Source organism: Terrabacter sp. FW104-15G4B, from assembly GCF_058790095.1.
This window is the reverse complement of record NZ_JBYTCI010000014.1, coordinates 1-17,470: the sequence shown is the minus strand read 5'-3', so window position 1 is coordinate 17,470 and position 17,470 is coordinate 1. Positions and strand designations below refer to the sequence as shown.

General features: G+C 70.7%; 16 protein-coding genes and 1 pseudogene. 10 read left to right on the top strand and 7 right to left on the bottom strand.

Annotated elements, in window-relative coordinates; genetic code table 11:
• Nucleotides 1-15: 15 nt before the first annotated feature.
• From AC3WRT_RS12360 to AC3WRT_RS12340, 5 genes are all read left to right on the top strand, one after another.
• A complete protein-coding gene (locus AC3WRT_RS12360; RefSeq protein WP_492722274.1) occupies nucleotides 16-1,680 on the top strand; it encodes an acyl-CoA carboxylase subunit beta in 1,665 nt (554 codons plus the stop codon).
• The gene (locus tag AC3WRT_RS12355) at nucleotides 1,677-1,901 is read left to right on the top strand and encodes an acyl-CoA carboxylase subunit epsilon (RefSeq protein ID WP_492722272.1); all 225 of its coding nucleotides are present in this window, start codon (nucleotides 1,677-1,679) and stop codon (nucleotides 1,899-1,901) included. The genes AC3WRT_RS12360 and AC3WRT_RS12355 overlap by 4 nt, the downstream gene beginning before the upstream one ends.
• Before the next feature lie 80 nt (nucleotides 1,902-1,981).
• Nucleotides 1,982-3,670 (top strand): Stk1 family PASTA domain-containing Ser/Thr kinase, encoded by a 1,689-nt coding sequence (pknB, locus tag AC3WRT_RS12350; RefSeq protein WP_492722270.1) that lies wholly within the window; start codon nucleotides 1,982-1,984, stop codon nucleotides 3,668-3,670.
• An 82-nt stretch (nucleotides 3,671-3,752) separates the two neighbouring features.
• Nucleotides 3,753-5,447, top strand: a complete 1,695-nt coding sequence (locus AC3WRT_RS12345; RefSeq protein ID WP_492722269.1) for a DUF885 domain-containing protein — start codon at nucleotides 3,753-3,755, stop codon at nucleotides 5,445-5,447.
• Nucleotides 5,448-5,523: 76 nt separating this feature from the next.
• Nucleotides 5,524-6,186, top strand: a complete 663-nt coding sequence (locus AC3WRT_RS12340; protein ID WP_492722268.1) for a Maf family protein — start codon at nucleotides 5,524-5,526, stop codon at nucleotides 6,184-6,186.
• Nucleotides 6,187-6,190: 4 nt separating this feature from the next.
• Here AC3WRT_RS12340 and AC3WRT_RS12335 read toward each other — a convergent pair whose 3' ends face one another.
• From AC3WRT_RS12335 to AC3WRT_RS12325, 3 genes are read right to left on the bottom strand one after another with little or no spacing between them, the layout of a single operon-like run.
• Nucleotides 6,191-7,498, bottom strand: a complete 1,308-nt coding sequence (locus AC3WRT_RS12335) for a hypothetical protein (RefSeq protein ID WP_492722266.1) — start codon at nucleotides 7,496-7,498, stop codon at nucleotides 6,191-6,193.
• Nucleotides 7,452-9,011, bottom strand: coding sequence for an acyl-CoA carboxylase subunit beta (locus AC3WRT_RS12330; RefSeq protein ID WP_492722265.1), 1,560 nt, complete (start codon nucleotides 9,009-9,011; stop codon nucleotides 7,452-7,454). The genes AC3WRT_RS12335 and AC3WRT_RS12330 overlap by 47 nt, the downstream gene beginning before the upstream one ends.
• Nucleotides 9,008-10,186, bottom strand: a complete 1,179-nt coding sequence (locus tag AC3WRT_RS12325) for an acyl-CoA dehydrogenase family protein (RefSeq protein WP_492722264.1) — start codon at nucleotides 10,184-10,186, stop codon at nucleotides 9,008-9,010. Before AC3WRT_RS12325 ends, AC3WRT_RS12330 begins: the two co-directional genes overlap by 4 nt.
• 84 nt (nucleotides 10,187-10,270) lie before the next feature.
• Between AC3WRT_RS12325 and AC3WRT_RS12320 the strand changes: the two genes are divergently transcribed.
• The 4 genes from AC3WRT_RS12320 (at nucleotide 10,271) to AC3WRT_RS12305 (ending at nucleotide 12,891) form a co-directional block, all read left to right on the top strand.
• Nucleotides 10,271-10,654, top strand: coding sequence for a MerR family transcriptional regulator (locus AC3WRT_RS12320; RefSeq protein WP_492722262.1), 384 nt, complete (start codon nucleotides 10,271-10,273; stop codon nucleotides 10,652-10,654).
• Nucleotides 10,655-10,666: 12 nt separating this feature from the next.
• Nucleotides 10,667-11,545, top strand: coding sequence for a sulfurtransferase (locus AC3WRT_RS12315; RefSeq protein ID WP_492722261.1), 879 nt, complete (start codon nucleotides 10,667-10,669; stop codon nucleotides 11,543-11,545).
• A 24-nt stretch (nucleotides 11,546-11,569) separates the two neighbouring features.
• Nucleotides 11,570-12,025, top strand: coding sequence for a SufE family protein (locus tag AC3WRT_RS12310; protein WP_492722260.1), 456 nt, complete (start codon nucleotides 11,570-11,572; stop codon nucleotides 12,023-12,025).
• Nucleotides 12,026-12,240: 215 nt separating this feature from the next.
• Nucleotides 12,241-12,891 (top strand): helix-turn-helix domain-containing protein, encoded by a 651-nt coding sequence (locus AC3WRT_RS12305; protein ID WP_492722258.1) that lies wholly within the window; start codon nucleotides 12,241-12,243, stop codon nucleotides 12,889-12,891.
• A 16-nt stretch (nucleotides 12,892-12,907) separates the two neighbouring features.
• Here the strand turns inward: AC3WRT_RS12305 and AC3WRT_RS12300 are convergent, their stop codons facing one another.
• The 3 genes from AC3WRT_RS12300 to AC3WRT_RS12290 are packed head-to-tail and all read right to left on the bottom strand — an operon-like array spanning nucleotide 12,908 to nucleotide 15,199.
• Nucleotides 12,908-13,783, bottom strand: coding sequence for a tryptophan 2,3-dioxygenase (locus tag AC3WRT_RS12300; protein ID WP_492722257.1), 876 nt, complete (start codon nucleotides 13,781-13,783; stop codon nucleotides 12,908-12,910).
• A gap of 22 nt (nucleotides 13,784-13,805) precedes the next feature.
• On the bottom strand, nucleotides 13,806-14,318 hold the full coding sequence (locus tag AC3WRT_RS12295; protein WP_492722255.1) for a DUF3806 domain-containing protein: 513 nt from the start codon (nucleotides 14,316-14,318) through the stop codon (nucleotides 13,806-13,808).
• Between the two features lie 38 nt (nucleotides 14,319-14,356).
• A complete protein-coding gene (locus tag AC3WRT_RS12290) occupies nucleotides 14,357-15,199 on the bottom strand; it encodes an aldo/keto reductase (protein ID WP_492722253.1) in 843 nt (280 codons plus the stop codon).
• Nucleotides 15,200-15,316: 117 nt separating this feature from the next.
• Between AC3WRT_RS12290 and AC3WRT_RS12285 the strand changes: the two genes are divergently transcribed.
• Nucleotides 15,317-17,101, top strand: coding sequence for an acetyl/propionyl/methylcrotonyl-CoA carboxylase subunit alpha (locus tag AC3WRT_RS12285; protein ID WP_492722251.1), 1,785 nt, complete (start codon nucleotides 15,317-15,319; stop codon nucleotides 17,099-17,101).
• Nucleotides 17,102-17,197: 96 nt separating this feature from the next.
• Here the strand turns inward: AC3WRT_RS12285 and AC3WRT_RS12280 are convergent.
• Nucleotides 17,198-17,470, bottom strand: a pseudogene (locus AC3WRT_RS12280) (hypothetical protein); the annotation flags it as partial.

The following is a 17,470-nucleotide window of genomic DNA, read 5'->3' as shown; positions in this document are numbered from 1 at the left end:
GCTAGAGTGCCGAGCATGGCAACCGATCACGCCGTGGCAGAGCAGCCTCCCAGCACCGCGGAGCAGAGCAGAACGCCGGACGCGGCTGTCGCCCCGGCTCCCGACCTCAGCACGACCGCCGGCAAGCTCGCCGACCTCAAGCGACGCGTCGCCGAGGTCGCGAACGCCGGATCGCAGCGTGCCGTCGAGAAGCAGCACGCCCGGGGCAAGAAGACGGCCCGTGAGCGCATCGCGATGCTGCTCGACGAGGGCACCTTCATCGAGATGGACAAGTACGCCCGACACCGCAGCAACAACTTCGGCCAGGACAAGAACCGGCCCTACGGCGACGGCGTCGTCACCGGCTACGGCATGGTCGACGGCCGGCAGGTCGCCGTCTTCGCCCAGGACTTCACCGTCTTCGGCGGCTCGCTCGGCGAGGTCTTCGGGGAGAAGATCGTCAAGGTCATGGACTTCGCCATGAAGATCGGCTGCCCGGTCATCGGGCTCAACGACTCCGGTGGTGCCCGCATCCAGGAGGGCGTCGTCTCGCTCGGGCTCTACGGCGAGATCTTCTTCCGCAACGTGCGCGCCTCGGGGGTCATCCCGCAGATCTCGCTCGTCATGGGGCCCTGCGCCGGCGGGGCGGTCTACTCCCCCGCGATCACCGACTTCACCGTCATGGTCGACCAGACCTCGCACATGTTCATCACCGGCCCCGACGTCATCAAGACGGTGACGGGCGAGGACGTCGGTTTCGAGGAGCTCGGCGGCGCCCTGACGCACAACAGCAAGTCCGGTGTCGCGCACTACATGGGCAGCGACGAGCAGGACGCCATCGACTACGTCAAGGCGCTGCTGTCCTACCTGCCGAGCAACAACCTGGAGACCCCGCCCGTGTACGGCGAGGGGGACGCCGACCTGTCGGTCACCGACGACGACCGCTGGCTCGACACGTGCATCCCGGACTCACCCAACGTGCCGTACGACATGAAGCAGGTCATCGAGCACGTCGTCGACGACGGCGAGTTCCTCGAGGTGCAGCCGCTCTTCGCGCCCAACATCCTCACCGGCTTCGCCCGAATCGACGGCATGTCCGTCGGCATCGTGGCCAACCAGCCGCTGCAGTTCGCCGGCTGCCTCGACATCGACGCCTCGGAGAAGGCCGCCCGGTTCGTGCGCACCTGCGACTGCTTCAACGTCCCGGTCCTGACCTTCGTCGACGTCCCCGGCTTCCTGCCCGGCACCAGCCAGGAGTGGGACGGCATCATCCGGCGCGGGGCCAAGCTGATCTACGCGTATGCCGAGGCCACCGTCCCCAAGATCACCGTGATCACCCGCAAGGCCTACGGCGGCGCCTACGACGTCATGGGCTCCAAGCACCTCGGCGCCGACATCAACCTGGCCTGGCCGACCGGCCAGATCGCCGTCATGGGCGCCCAGGGCGCGGTCAACATCCTCTACCGCAAGGAGCTCAAGCACACGGCGGAGAGCGGTGGCGACGTGGAGGCCCAGCGCCAGGAGCTCATCACGCACTACGAGGAGACCCTCGCCAACCCGTACGTCGCAGCGGAGCGCGGCTACATCGACACCGTGATCAGCCCCTCCAACACGCGGATGAACGTCACGCGGGCGCTGCGGGCGCTGCAGAACAAGCGCGAGACGCTGCCGCCCAAGAAGCACGGGAACATCCCGCTGTGACCGGCCCGACGAGCCCCGACGGGGGCGCCGTACCCGTCCTGCGCGTGTCCGGCAACCCCACCCCGGAGGAGCTGGCGGCACTCGTCACCGTGCTCTCGGCTCTCGGAGGCGACGAGCCGGCGCCGGAGCACCCCCGGTCCGCGTGGTCCGACCCCTCGTGGCGCCTCGTGGGGCCGTCGGCCCGGCATGGCGGCTGGCGCCGCACCGGCCTGCCGCGCTGACGCCGGAAGGACCTCCGCCAAGCGTCGGTGACGGACGCCGGTTGGCCGACACCCCACCTGCTGCCCTAGGCTTTTTGCCCATGTCTGTCGAGTCGTCCTCCGCCGTCCGGATCGCCCAGCGCTACACGCTGCGCCGGCACATCGCCGTCGGCGGCATGGGCGAGGTCCACCTGGCGACGGACGAGCGGCTCGGCCGGCTGGTCGCCGTCAAGGTCCTCGCTGCCGGCTATGCCGACTCCCCCGACTTCGTCGAGCGCTTCCGCCGTGAGGCGCTCACCGCCGCCGCGCTCTCGCACCCGAACATCGCGCAGGTCTACGACTACGGCGTCGACGGGGCCTCCCACTTCATCGTCATGGAGTATGCCGAGGGCCACGACCTCGCGCACGTGATCCGGGAGCGGGGCCGCCTCACCCCCTCCGATGCCGTTCGCTTGGCCGAGCAGGTGTGTGCCGCGCTCGCCGCCGCCCACCGCGCCGGCGTCGTGCACCGCGACATCAAGCCCGGCAACGTCATCGTCCGGGCCGACGGCACCGTGAAGGTCACCGACTTCGGCATCGCCCGGGCTCTCGGTCAGGCATCCCTGACCGACACCGGCATGGTGATGGGGACTGCCGCCTACATCGCGCCCGAGCAGGCCCGGGGCGAGGCGACGACCCCGTCGTCGGACCTCTACTCGGTGGGCATCCTGCTCTTCCAGATGCTGACGGGCGCCGTCCCGTTCGAGGGCGACACCCCGGTGGCCATCGCGATGCGCCACCTCGACGAGCCGGTACCGCTGCCGAGCTCGCGCGTCGCCGACCTGCCCGCCGACCTCGACGACGTCGTGGTCCGGGCCACGGCCAAGGCGCCGGCCGACCGCTACCCCGACGCCGAAGCCCTGAGCGCCGCCCTGCGCGCGCACGAGAGCCGGGCCGACGACGCCACCGCGGCCCTGCCGACCGCCGAGGCGACCTCCGTGCTCGCTCCTGCCACCAGCACCTCGGTCCTGCCCACGGCTCCGGCGCCCGAGCGCCCCGCCGCATCCCGTCCCGCCGCATCCCGTCCCGCCGTGGCTCGCCCCGCCATGGCTCGCGGGGACGCCTCGCGCGCGGACACCGCGCCCACCGCGAGGACGCGGCGCTCGGTCGCCGACGAGCGCCGCCGCTCCCGCCCGGGTGCCGTCGTGTGGGCGCTCGCGGCTGTGGTCGTCGCACTCGCGGCGACGCTGGGCTTCGTCCTGCTGTCCGGCGGGGACCCGGCGACCACCCCGGCGACCGCGGCGTCAACGTCGTCCAGCGCATCGGCGCCCTCCTCTGCGCCAGCCACGACTGCACCGCCGTCCGACGGCAGCTCCGTGCCAGCCGACCTGGTGGGCCAGCAGCGCAAGGACGCGGTCGCGCAGCTCATCGGCCTCGGGGTCGACGTGCGCTGGGTCCTCGTGCGCTCCACGCAGCCGGACGGCGCGGTGCTGGGCAGCTTCCCGGCACCGGGCGAGCCGATGACGAAGGGCCAGACCGTGGCCCTCGTCGTGAGCCGGGGCCACGCACCCGACTCCGTCAACTCCTCCTTCGTCGTGCCCGACGGTCTCGTCGGCGCGAGCGCCCAGGACGCGGCCAAGGGCCTCGGCGGCAAGGACGTCCGGGTCACGCGCGTCACCGTCCCGGCGCCCGGTGACGGCGGACGGGTCATCACCACCTGGCCCTCTGCCGGCACGTCGACGGCCGACGGGGTCGTGGTGCTGGTGGTCGGCGGTGCAGACAAGGGCGGCTCCTCCCCCAAGGACGACTGAGGGGCGGCGCGTCGCCGCGCCGCGCCGCGGTGCTCACCGCAATGCACTGGCACCGGGCACCGGGCTGGTCTACCTTCGCCGGGTGACCGCCAACACGCAGACCGCGCGACCGCAGACCGACGTCGACCACATCGCAGAGGCCTACTTCGAGGCCGCCGTCGCCCTCAGCCCCATCAACGCCACCTTCCTCGGCGTCCCGGGCCGCGAGGAGGACCTCGACGACCTCTCCCCCGCGGGGAACGCCGCCGCCTCCGAGCTGCGCCGCGCAACCCTCGACCGGCTCGCCGCCGCGACACCGACCGACGACGTCGACCGCGTCACCGTCGATGCGATGACAGAGCGCCTCCAGCTGGCCGAGGACCGGTATGCCGCCGGGCTCGACGAGATGTCGCTCAACGTGCTCGCCTCCCCGCTGCAGTCGGTCCGCGACGTCTTCGACCTCATGCCCCAGGACACGGAGGAGCACTGGCGCACCTTCGCCTCCCGCATGGCCAAGATCCCCGCGGCGCTCGAGGGCTACCAGCAGTCGCTGCTGACGGCGCGCGAGCGCGGACAGGTGTCGCCGCGCCGACAGGTCACGGCCTGCGCCGAGCAGTCGCGTGAGCTCGTGGCCGAGGACGGCTACTTCGCCAAGGTCGTGGCCGACGCGAAGGTGGACGACGCCCCGCTCGCCGGTGAGGCGAGGGAGCGGCTCGTCGACGCCGCACAGGCGGCTGCGACGGCATACGCCCAGATGGCCGACTGGCTGGAGCAGGAGCTGCTGCCGCACGCCCCCGAGGCGGACGCGTGTGGCCTCGAGCGGTACCGCCTCGAGTCGCGCTACTTCCTCGGGGCAACCGTCGACCTCGAGGAGACCTACCGCTGGGGGCAGGCGGAGGTCGCGAGCCTGCACGCCCAGATGAGCGAGATCGCCGAGGGGCTCGAGCCGGGTGCGAGCGTCCGGCGTGGTGTCGAGATCCTCGACGCCGACGACCGCTACGCCCTGCACGGCACCGACGCGCTCAAGGCCTGGATGCAGGAGCGTGCCGACGAGGTCATCGCCGACCTCAAGGACGTGCACTTCGACATCCCCGGCCCGGTGCAGCGCATCGAGTGCATGATCGCGCCGACACAGACGGGCGGCATCTACTACACCGGTCCGTCCGACGACTTCAGCCGCCCGGGGCGAATGTGGTGGTCGGTGCCGAAGGGCAACACCGAGTTCCGCACCTGGAACGAGCTCACGACCGTCTACCACGAGGGCGTCCCCGGCCACCACCTGCAGGTGGCCCAGACCGTCTACCGCTCCGAGCTGCTGAACAAGTGGCGCCGGCTGGAGGCGTGGACATCCGGTCACGGGGAGGGCTGGGCCCTCTACGCCGAGCGGCTGACGGCCGAGCTCGGATACATGGACGACCCTGGCAACAGGATGGGTTGGCTTGCCGGACAGTCCCTTCGGGCCGCTCGCGTCGTCATCGACATCGGCGTGCACTGCGGTTTCGACGCGCCCGAGGAGGTCGGCGGCGGCGCCTGGGACTACGACAAGGCGTGGACCTACCTGACCCGCTACGGCTTCATGGACGAGAAGATCCTGCGCTTCGAGCTCAACCGCTACCTCGGGTGGCCGGGCCAGGCGCCCAGCTACAAGATCGGCGAGCGTCTCTGGCTGCAGCTGCGGGACGAGGTGAAGCAGCAGGAGGGCGACGCGTTCGACCTCAAGGCCTTCCACCGCCGCGCCCTCGACATCGGTGGCGTCGGGCTCGACACCCTCCGGGCGGCGGTCCTCCAGCAGATCTGACCGACCGGCTCCGCGACGGCGCCGCTCCTCCCGGGGACGGCGCCGTCGGCGTACCCGCGCCGCCTACCATGACCGCATGCCACCCAGCCCCCTCCCTCAGGTGCCTGCCGTGCAGCTCGTCCTCGCCTCCGCCTCCCCGGCGAGGCGCTCCACCCTCAGGGCCGCCGGCATCGACGCGATCGTCATGGTGAGCAAGGTCGACGAGGACCTGGCCGTGGCCGAGGCGACCGAACGCTACGGACCGCTGGAGGCGGCCGACGTCGCGCTCCTGCTGGCGCGAGCCAAGGCCGAGGACGTCGCGGCCCGGGTCGAGCCCGGCATGGTCGTGCTCGGCTGCGACTCGGTGCTCGAGCTCGACGGCGAGGTCCACGGCAAGCCCGCCCACGCGGAGGAGGCCGCCGCCCGCTGGCGCCTGATGCGAGGTCGCTCTGGCGTGCTGCACACGGGCCACTGGCTCATCGACGACCGGGGTGACGGCGGAGCGACGCTCGGGGCCACGGCCTCGACGACCGTCCACTTCGCGAAGCTCTCCGACGCGGAGATCGAGGCCTACGTCGCGACGGGCGAGCCGCTCACGGTGGCCGGGGCCTTCACCATCGACGGGCTCGGCGGGGCGTTCGTCACGGCCGTCGAGGGGGACCACCACAACGTCGTCGGCCTCTCGCTACCGCTGCTGCGCGAGCTGCTTGCCGACGCCGGAATCGGGTGGTTCGACGTCGTGGGCAGCCTGCGTCACTGATCCGTCAGGGGTAGAGGTCATCGGTGAGGTTCTCGATGACGAGGTAGTGCTCCGTCCACCACCACATCTGCGCGGCGCCGACAACCACGATGAGCCCGAGCAGCCAGTAGCGGTAGCGGCGCCACCACCGCAGCTTGAGGAACCACGCCATGACGAGCGTCATCGGGAAGGCGAGCATCGCGTAGCGCAGGCGGCTCGGCGTCGTGCTCGTGACCAGCAGGATGTAGGCCGGGTAGGCACCGGCCCAGCCCCAGATCTCCGGGCCCCAGCGCCAGGAGTTCTTCGTCAGCATGAACCACGCGAAGGCCGCGACGCCCAGGACTCCGCCGACCTGGCCGAGGACACCCCAGTAGTCGTAGAGCAGGTCCCACCAGAGGTAGAGCTTGATCTTCGTCTCGATGTTCCAGGCGAGCATCGTGTCGTTGTACGCGTTGGGCGTGTCGGTAGCGACGGTGACGATCGTCGGCCACAGCCACGTCAGGGCACCCGCGTATGCCGCGAGGGCCGCCAGCCCGACGCGAAGCCGCACCGGGTGCTCGCCCTCGTCGCCCTGGCGCCAGCGGACCACCGCGTGGGCGATGATCACCGGCACCATGGCGATGACGACATTGCGGCTGAGCGAGAGGACGAGCAGCGCGAGCGCCACCCACCAGTACTTCCGCTTGCGCAGCAGCCAGAGCACGGTGACGACCCCGAGCAGCGCCGTGGACTCCGTGTAGGAGGCGGAGAAGGCCGGCGAGGCGATGAAGAAGCAGGTCGCGACGACGGCGACGATGGCCTCCCAGCGGCCCACCGCCTGGTCCACGAGCTTGAAGAGCATGTACATCGCGACGAACCCGAGGACCGTGGACAACAGCGGTGCGGCGGCGGCGAAGGGCAGCCCGGTGACCTTCATGATCAGGCCGGTCGTCATCGGGAACACCGGGAAGAAGGCCCACGGGTTCATGTCGATGCCGCCCCACCCGACACGAGGCAGGACCGCGGGGTAGCCCTGTTCGGCGATGACCCGGTACCACTGGCCGTCCCACCCCGTCATGACCGCCAGGTAGCCGGGGTCGGCGGGCGAGGGGTAGAAGATGCGGATGTTCGCCGTGCCGATGGGCAGTGGGATCTGGTAGCGCGAGAGGTAGGTGGCGGCCACCCACACGAAGAGGCGCGAGACCGCGAAGACGGCGAGCGGGAACCAGACCGGGAACCGTCGCCAGATCGGCTGGGCCCCCTCGGCGACGCGGTCGGGACTCTCGAGCTTGTGACCCAGGCGCGGCTCAGACCGGCGGGACGGAGCGTCGGCGCTCGCTGAAGTGACGGTCACGCCGGGAAGCATAGGCCAGACGGTGGACGAGCTCCGAGCGCAGTTCATCCGCCTCGATGACCGAGTCGAGCACGAGATCGGCAGCGAGGCGCTCGATGTCGACGTCCTGCTCGTACTCGCGGCGGCGGTCTGCCACGAACTGCGCCCGTTCGTCCGGATCGGCGATCTCGGCGATCTTGTTCGCGTAGACCGCGTTGACCGCGGCCTCGGGGCCCATGACGGCGATCCGCGCAGTCGGCAGCGCAATCGTGGCGTCAGGCCCGAAGCCGGGGCCGCCCATCGCGTAGAGGCCGGCGCCGTACGCCTTGCGGACGACCACGCAGAACTGCGGCACCGTCGCGGACGAGACGGCGCTGACCATCTTTGCCCCGTGGCGGATGATGCCACCGCGCTCGACCTCGGAGCCGATCATGAAGCCGGGCACGTCGGCGAGGTAGACGAGCGGGATGTTGAAGGCGTCGCAGAGCCAGATGAAGCGGGCTGCCTTGTCGGCGCTGTCGGTGAACAGCACCCCGCCCTTGACCATCGAGTTGTTCGCGACGATGCCGACACTCTGTCCGTCGAGGCGGCCGAAACCGATGACGAGCTCGGCCGCCCACAGCGGCTTGAGCTCGAAGAAGGAGTCGTCGTCGACGAGACCCTCGACGACGTCGTGGACGTCGAAGGGCACGGACTCGCGTTCGGGCACGGTGTCGCGGGTCAGCGGCGTGGCCGGGGGCTCGGCGGCATACGTCGGCGGGTGGTCGCGCCAGCTGCCGGGGACGTAGGAGAAGTAGAGCTTGGCCAGCTCGATGGCCTCTGCGTCGTCGTGGGCGAGCAGGTCACCGACACCGGAGACGGTGCAGTGCATCCGGGCGCCGCCCATCTCCTCGAGCGAGACCTTCTCGCCGACGACCATCTCGGCCATGCGCGGGCTGCCGAGGTACATCGAGGCGTTGCCCTCGACCATGATGATGAGGTCGCAGAAGCTGGGGATGTACGCGCCACCCGCGGCGCTCGGGCCGAAGAGGCAGCAGATCTGCGGCACCTTGCCGGACAGCGCCACCTGGTTGTGGAAGATGCGCCCGGCGCCGCGCCGGCCCGGGAACATCTCGACCTGGTCGGTGATGCGCGCCCCGGCCGAGTCGACGAACCAGAAGACCGGCAGCTCCTCCCGCAGCGCCATCTCCGTGGCCCGCACGATCTTCTCGACCGTGCGCGAACCCCACGAGCCTGCCTTCACGGTCGGGTCGTTGGCGATGACGATGGCCGGGCGGCCGTCGACGGTGCCCCGGCCCGTGACGACACCGTCGGCCGGGAGGCCCGGCTGCAGGGCGTTGGCGTAGCGGCCGTCCTCGACGAACGAGCCGTCGTCGAAGAGCAGGGCGATGCGGTCGCGGACGTAGATCTTGCCCTGCGCGTCGAGCTTGGCCCGGGCCTTCTCGGGCGCGCTGGCAGAGGCCGCGTGGGCGTCCGCCAACCGGGCGCGGACGTCGGCGACGCGGGGGTCACCCTCGGGTGGCGCCACGGTCATGCCGGCAGCCCCAGCCCACGCGCGATGAGCATGCGCTGCACCTCGGAGGTTCCTTCACCGATCTCGAGGATCTTGGCGTCGCGGTAGAAGCGCGCCACGGGGTACTCCTCCATGAAGCCGTTGCCACCGAAGACCTGGGTCGCGATTCGAGTGCCGGTGACAGCCGCCTCGGTGGAGTAGAGCTTGGCGATGGCTGCGGCGTTCTTGACCTCCTTGACGGAGCGCTTGCCGGCGTGCAGCTCGTCCTTGAGCCACGCCGCCTTGTAGGTCAGCAGCCGGGCCGCCTCGACCATGACGGCGAGGTCGGCGAGCTGGAAGGAGACGCCCTGGTTCACGCCGATCGGCCGACCGAAGGCCGTACGCGTCTTGGCGTAGTCGGTGGCCAGCTCCAGGCACGCCTGGGCGCAGCCGACCGCTAGCGCCGAGATGGCGATGCGGCCGTCGTCGAGGGTCTTGAGGAACTGCTTGAAACCCTGGCCCTCCTGCCCGAGCAGGTGGTCGGCGGGCACCCTGCAGTCCTCGAAGGTGAGGCCGTGGGTGTCGGAGACGTGCCAGCCGAGCTTGTGGTAGGCGGGCTCCACGATGAAGCCCGGCGTACCGGCCGGCACCATGATCGCCGAGATCTGGGGCGAACCGTCCTCCGCGGTGCCGGTGCGGGCGGTCACGGTGACGACCGACGTGATGTCGGTCCCGGAGTTGGTGATGAACGACTTGGCACCGTTGACCACCCACCCGTCGCCGTCGCGCTCGGCGCGGGTGCGCGTGGCGCCCGCGTCGGAGCCCGCCTCGGGCTCGGTGAGCCCGAACCCGGCGAGCGCGCGACCCGAGACGAGGTCAGGCAGGAAGCGCTGCTTCTGCTCCTCGGTGCCGTAGGTCAGGATCGGGTTGATGCCGAGGCCGACCCCCGCGGACAGGGTGATGCCGATGGACTGGTCGACCCGGCCGAGCTCCTCGATGGCGACGCAGAGGCTCGTGAAGTCACCCGCCTCCCCCGCACCGCCGTACTCCTCCGGGACGACGAGACCGAAGAGCCCGAGGTCGCCCATCTTCGGCACGAGATCGGTCGGGAAGTAGGCGGCGGCGTCCCACTTGGCGATGTTGGGTGCGACCTCCTTCTCGGCGAAGTCGCGGACCACCATGCGGAAGTCCTCGTGGTCCTGGCTGAGCTCGAACATCACTGTTCTCCTGAGGGCTGGTCGCCATCACGCGCTCGTGACGCGTGCTTGACGTTGACGTAAACGTAAAGCACCATCGACACCATGACAAGTGCGCCGACGTGGACGATCGCCGAGGTGGCGGAGGAGTTCGATGTCACGCACCGGACCGTGCGCCACTACGAGGACCTCGGCCTGATCTCCCCCGAGCGCCGCGGAACGCAGCGGGTCTACCACCGGCGTGACCGCACGCGTCTGAGCCTGATCCTGCGCGGCAAGCGCCTGGGTTTCCCGCTCGAGGAGATCCGGACCATCATCGACCTGTTCGACGCGCCGCGCGGTCGGCGAACGCAGCTCGAGTACGTCGTAAGCCAGATCGACGAGCGCCGGGCGGACCTCGAGCAGCGGCTGCGGGACGTCCAGGACGCCATCGCAGAGCTGGGCGAGTTCGAGAGACGATGCCGTGAGGATCTCGACAGGCTCGCGTGACACGATGGGGCCATGAGCGCTGACGACATGAAGATCTCCGCCTACGCCCACCCCGAGCGGCTCGTCACCACCGAGTGGCTCGCGGAGCAGGTCGCGGCCGGGCGCGTCGGGGGCCCGGACGGCGTCGCCGTGCTGGAGTCGGACGAGGATGTCCTGCTCTACGAGACGGGCCACATCCCCGGCGCCCTCAAGATCGACTGGCACGTCGACCTCAACGACCCCGTGACGCGCGACTACGTCGACGGCGCCCGGTTCGCCGAGGTGATGGGCGCCCGTGGCATCAGCCGCGACACGACCGTCGTGATCTACGGAGACAAGAGCAACTGGTGGGCCGCGTACGCCCTCTGGGTCTTCAGCCTGTTCGGGCACGAGGACGTGCGCCTGCTCGACGGCGGCCGGGCGAAGTGGGTCGCCGAGGGCCGTGAGCTGACGCGCGAGGTCCCCGCCACGACCAAGGTCGACTATCCCGTCGCCGAGCGTGACGACGCACCGATCCGCGCCTTCAAGGACGACGTCCTGACCCACCTCGGCCAGCCCCTCGTGGACGTTCGCTCCCCCGGCGAGTACTCCGGCGAGCTGCTCCACATGCCCGACTACCCCCAGGAGGGCGCCATGCGCGGCGGGCACATTCCCGGCGCGAAGTCGGTGCCGTGGGCGCGGGCGGCCAACGAGGACGGTTCGTTCCGGTCGCGCGAGGAGCTCGAGGCGATCTACGTCCAGGAGCAGGGCCTCACGCCGTCGGACGACGTCGTCGCGTACTGCCGCATCGGCGAGCGCTCCTCGCACACGTGGTTCGTGCTGACGCACCTGCTCGGCTTCGAGGTGGTGCGCAACTACGACGGCTCGTGGACCGAGTGGGGCAACTCGGTGCGCGTCCCGATCGAGAAGTGACACGGATCCACCCAGGAGCCTTTCGTGAGTGACACTCCCCTGCCGGCCACCCTCGCCGAGATCGCCGAGGACTTCCGTTCGGCGAGCAACGACCTGAAGCTGCAGCTGCTCCTCGAGTTCAGCGACGAGCTGCCGGGGCTCCCCCAGCGGTATGCCGGCCGCCTCGACCAGCTCGAACGCGTCGACGAGTGCCAGTCGCCCCTGTTCCTGACCGTCGAGGTCGCCGACGGCAGCTCGCTCGACGACCGTCCAGTCAGCCTCTTCTTCGACGCCCCCGCCGAGGCCCCGACGACGCGAGGCTTCGCCGGCATCCTCCACGAGGGCCTCGACGGCCTCTCGGCTGCCGAGGTCCTCGCCGTGCCCGACGACGCCCCGATGCGCTTCGGCCTCGCCGAGGCGGTCTCGCCGCTGCGCATGCGCGGCATGGTCGCCATGCTCGGCCGCATCAAGCGCCAGGTCCGCGCCAAGACCGCAACCTGAACCCGTCGCCCCAACCCTTCTGCGGCACTGACCCGGTCAATGGGTCACTGACGTAGCGTCCGGCCCCCCGCCGGCGCGGACCCCTACGTCAGTGACCCATCAGGCGGGTCAGTGACGTAGTCACGCGTGGGTCCTTGTGCCCATCGTGTCTACGACTGGCAATCTTGTGCGCCGCGCCGTCCGGTGGTGTCGGTGGCCCCTGCGAACCTTGCCGCATGTCCTCAGCGCACCCGCCCCTCGACTGGTCTGACGGCTCGGTCACGGGCCGGTACGTCATGAGAGCTCGACGCCTGGCGGACTTGAGCCAGCGTGATCTGGCCGATCGCGTCGGATCGTCCCAGTCCGCTGTCGGGCGGATCGAGCAGGGACGCTCCGGCACCGGTCTCGGCCTCTTCGCCGCGATTCTCGGACAGGCTGACCTGCGGCTCGTGGTCGTGGACCGAGAGGGCAACGAGGTGTCGCCGGTGCCGCCCGACACGGTCCGTGACAACCAGGGGCGGCGGTTTCCGGCACACCTGGACGTGGCTCCGCCCGACGAGGTGCCGTTAGAGCGCTGGGCCTTCCCTCGCTACGACCGGCCGGACGCTCAGGGGTGGTTTCGGCATCGAGCCACGCGGGATGGGCTCGCCGAGCAGCTGCCGCACCGTGACCGCCCAGCGGACCATCCGACCGAGGCCGAGCTGGCAGCCCGACGCCGACTCATGCGCGGACGACAGCCGCGCGTGGACGCACGGCCTGCGCCCGATGTGGTGTGCAGCTGCCTGGACACCTGCTTCGAGGAGGTCTGCGTGGCACAGTGCCCGTGCCAGTGCGAGCCTTGGGTCGACCGCTTCGGGCGACGCTTTCCCTCGGCAGGCGCTGGTTGACCTCCCCTCGCGCCGGTCAGCCCCCGATGCGGGTGCGGACCTCGTAGAGCTCCGGGAAGAAGGTCAGGTCGAGGGCGCGGCGAAGGAAGTCCACGCCGGTCGACCCGCCGGTCCCGGTCTTCTGGCCGATGGTGCGCTGGACGACCTGCAGGTGACGGAAGCGCCACTGCTGGAAGTTGTCCTCGAGGTCGACGAGCTCCTCGCACGTCTCGTAGACACCCCAGTGCTCGTTGGGCTCGGCGTACACCCCGGCGAAGACGTCGACAAGGCCCTGGTCGAGGCGGTAGGGCTGCGTCCAGTCGCGGTCGAGCAGGGCCGGAGGGACGGCATACCCGCGCCTGGAGAGGTAGCCGAGGAACTCGTCGTAGAGGCTCGGCTCGCGCAGCAGCCCATCGAGGGCGGCACGCGCGCCTTCGTCGTGGGAGAAGACCGCCACCATGTCGACGTTCTTGTTGCCGAGGAGGAACTCGACCTCGCGGTACTGCGCCGACTGGAAGCCCGAGCTGGCGGCGAGGAAGGGGCGGATCTGGGCGTACTCGCTCGGCGTCAGGGTGGCGAGCACCGACCACTGGTCGGTCAGCGTGTGCTGGATGTGCTTGACGCGGGCCAGCCGCTTGAGTGCCGGCGCCAGCTCGTCGTCACGCAGCAGCGTTCTCGCAGAACGCAGCTCGTGGATCATCAGTTTGAGCCAGAGCTCCGAGGTCTGGTGCTGGATGATGAACAGCAGCTCGTCGTGCTGAGGTGGATCGCTGAGCGGCTGCTGCGCGCTCAGCAGCGTGTCGAGGCGCAGGTAGTCGCCGTAGGACATCTTCCGCGTGAAATCGCGCTGGATGCCCTCCTCCAGGTTGCGCTTGCTCCGCTTGTCGAGCCCATTGCGGGCGGCACTGTCCATGCCGGCGATCCTAGGCTCCGGTTCAGTCGCCCCGCGGCCGGATGCTCACGAGGTGCGAGACGACGGGCGGCACCCAACCCGTCTCGCCGCGCATCCAGCGCGCCCCGACCAGGTTGTGCGGCACCACGACCGTGTCGGCGCGAGCCGCGACGAGCCCGAGGTCGGTGCCGAAGACGTCGGTCACCACGGCCCACTCCCGCGCACTGTGGCGAGCGAGGTACTCGCCGATCGCGACGGCAAACGTCTCCACGATGACGTCGGGACCCTGCCCGTCACCGCCCTCCTCCGCCCACCGACGAAAGGCCGCATCGTAGCGGGCGCCGATGGACTGCAGGTCGTCGACGTCCACCCCCTCCGCGGCCGCCCGCTCGAGAGCCGCGGCGATGCGGGAGCGCTCGTCGTCGCCCAGCGGCTTGGCGACGGGTCGTCCGGTGAAGTCGGACGACAGGGCCTCGTCACTCTCCCCCTCGACCGCTGGGGTCGCGTCCGTCAGCTCAGCGGTGTCGTCCTTGCTCTTGCGCGAGAACAGTCCCATGGCCGCCAATGTAGTGGCTCGGACGCGACCAGAGCAGGTCAGCTGAAGGTGTCCGGGTCGGGGCCGGTGCGGGTTCCCCGGTCCAGTGGCTCCAGCGCCCGCAGGTCGTCCTCGCCGAGCGCGAAGCCGAAGATCTCGAAGTTCTCGGCGATGCGCGCCGGGGTCACCGACCGGGTGAGCACCACGTTGCCGAGCTCGACGTGCCAGCGCAGGACGACCTGCGCGGCACTCACGCCGTGCTTGGTGGCCAGGTCCACCACGACCGGGTCCTCGAGCAGCCCGGCGCGCACCGCAAGCGGGCTCCAGGCCTCGGTGAGGATGCCGTGCTCGGCGTGGAAGGCCCGCAGCTCACGCTGCTGGAGGTAGGGGCTGAGCTCGATCTGGTTGATCGACGGCAGCACGCCGGTCTCGTCAAGCAGGCGCTGCAGGTGGGGAACCTGGAAGTTGCAGACGCCGACGGAGCGCACCCGGCCCTCGCGCTGCAGGTCGAGCATGGCCTTCCAGGCGTCGACGTAGGCGTCCTGCGCCGGGGCCGGCCAGTGGATCAGGTAGAGGTCGAGGACGTCGAGCCCCAGCCGCTGCATCGAGGCGTCGAAGGCAGCCGGCACGTTCTCGTGGTCGTCGTTCCAGACCTTCGTCGTGACGAAGACGTCGTCACGCTCGACGTCGCCCTTGGCGAGCACGCGACCGACGCCGTCCTCGTTGCCGTAGATCCGGGCCGTGTCGATGTGGCGGTAGCCGATGTCGAGGGCACGGCCGAATGCGCCGTCCACCTCGGCGTCCGGCACCTCCCAGACGCCGAAGCCGATCTGCGGGATGGCCAGGCCGGGGGTCGAGGCATGGCCGAGGTCGAGACGGGGCACTGACTGGTCTGTCGTCATGCGGCCACGCTAGGTCGAGGCCCGACCAGCCGGTGTGCCGGACCTCACTGCGAGACAGTCGGGAATAGAACCGAGGACGCCGAATCGGCCTGAGCCCATCCCGATAGAGTCCGAGCCATGGCATCCATCAAGAAGGTCCTGATCGCAAACCGTGGTGAGATCGCCGTCCGCATCGCGCGGGCGTGCACGGACAGCGGGATCGCCTCGGTGGCGGTCTACGCCGACCCGGACCGGGATGCCCTGCACGTCAAGGTCGCCGACGAGGCGTACGCGCTCGGCGGCTCCACCCCCGGCGAGAGCTACCTCGTCCAGGAGAAGCTGCTCGACATCGCCCGCCAGGCCGGCGCCGACGCGGTGCACCCCGGCTACGGCTTCCTCGCCGAGAACGCGTCCTTCGCCCAGGCAGTCATCGATGCCGGTCTCGTCTGGATCGGCCCTGGCCCCGAGGCGATCGACTCGCTCGGCGACAAGGTCAAGGCGCGTCACATCGCGACCAAGGCCGGCGCTCCCCTGGTGCCCGGGACGAAGGACCCCGTCTCCGGCGCCGACGAGGTGGTGGAGTTCGCCAAGGAGCACGGGCTCCCGGTCGCGATCAAGGCGGCCTACGGCGGCGGTGGACGCGGGCTCAAGGTGGCCCGCGACATCGAGGAGATCCCCAACCTCTACGAGTCCGCCGTGCGCGAGGCCGTCACGGCGTTCGGCCGCGGCGAGTGCTTCGTCGAGCGCTTCCTGGACCACCCGCGCCACGTCGAGACGCAGTGCCTGGCCGACCAGCACGGCAACGTCGTCGTCGTCTCGACCCGCGACTGCTCGTTGCAGCGTCGCAACCAGAAGCTCGTGGAGGAGGCGCCTGCGCCGTTCCTCACCGAGGAGCAGCACACCGAGCTGCTGCGGGCCTCGAAGGCGATCCTGAAGGAGGCCGGCTACGTCGGCGCGGGCACGTGCGAGTTCCTCGTCGGCCCGGCCGGTGACATCAGCTTCCTCGAGGTCAACACCCGCCTGCAGGTCGAGCACCCGGTGTCCGAGGAGGTCACCGGGATCGACCTCGTGCGTGAGCAGTTCCGCATCGCCAACGGCGAGGCACTCGGCTACGACGACCCCGAGCCGCACGCCCACTCGATCGAGTTCCGCATCAACGGCGAGGACGCCGGCCGTGGCTTCCTCCCGGCCCCCGGCACCGTGAGCCGCATGGTCGTGCCCCACGGCCCGGGCGTTCGCTGGGACTCCGGCCTCGTCGAGGGCGACACCGTCGCGGGCGCGTTCGACTCGATGATCGCCAAGCTCATCGTCACCGGCCGCACCCGCGAGCAGGCGATCGAGCGCTCGCGGCGGGCCCTGGCCGAGCTCGTCATCGAGGGCATGCCGACCGTGGTGCCCTTCCACCGCGCGGTCGTGTCCGACCCGGCGTTCGCGCCGGCCGACGGGGCGCCGTTCACCATCCACACCCGCTGGATCGAGACCGAGTTCGACAACACGATCGAGCCGTATGCCGGGGGCTCGGCCGAGGCGGCCGAGGCCGAGGAGCGCCAGACGGTCGTCGTCGAGGTCGGCGGCAAGCGCCTCGAGGTCTCTTTGCCGGGCGGCCTCTCGCTCGGCGGCGGCAACGGTGGCGCGGCGTCGAAGAAGAAGGCGCCGAAGAGGTCCGGTGGCGGCAGATCCGGGGGCGCGGCCTCCGGCGACTCGTTGACGGCGCCGATGCAGGGCACGATCGTCAAGATCGCCGTCGAGGAGGGCGCCACCGTCGCCGCCGGGGACCTCGTCATCGTCCTCGAGGCGATGAAGATGGAGCAGCCCATCACCGCCCACAAGGCCGGTGTCGTGTCCGGCCTCACGGCCAGGATCGGTGAGACCGTCACGTCGGGCGCGGTGCTCGCCGAGATCACGGACGCCGCCGAGGGCTGAGTTCTCGCGGCGGCACTCAACGAACGAGGGCCGGCCCGCCAGCTGGCGGGGCGGCCTTCGTCGTACCTCGTGCGTGGTCGTGAACGGCGGACCGGGTCAGCCCTGCTTCGGCGGCGGGTCGCCGAGCGTGATGTCGCCGTCGCCTTCGCCAGCCGGCAGGTCGGGGTTCGGCACGCCCGGAAGGTCCTGCTCGCCCGCGGGGCCACCGGCGGGCGGGATCTCCGACGGGCCAGGGCCGCCTGGCAGGTCGGGGTCGACCGGCGCCGGGTCGGATGGGTCCACCGGGGGCATCGGCTCGACCGGGGGCATCGGCTCGACCGGTCCGGGGCCGGGCTCCGGCGTGGGGACCGGCTCCGGTGAGGGTACGGG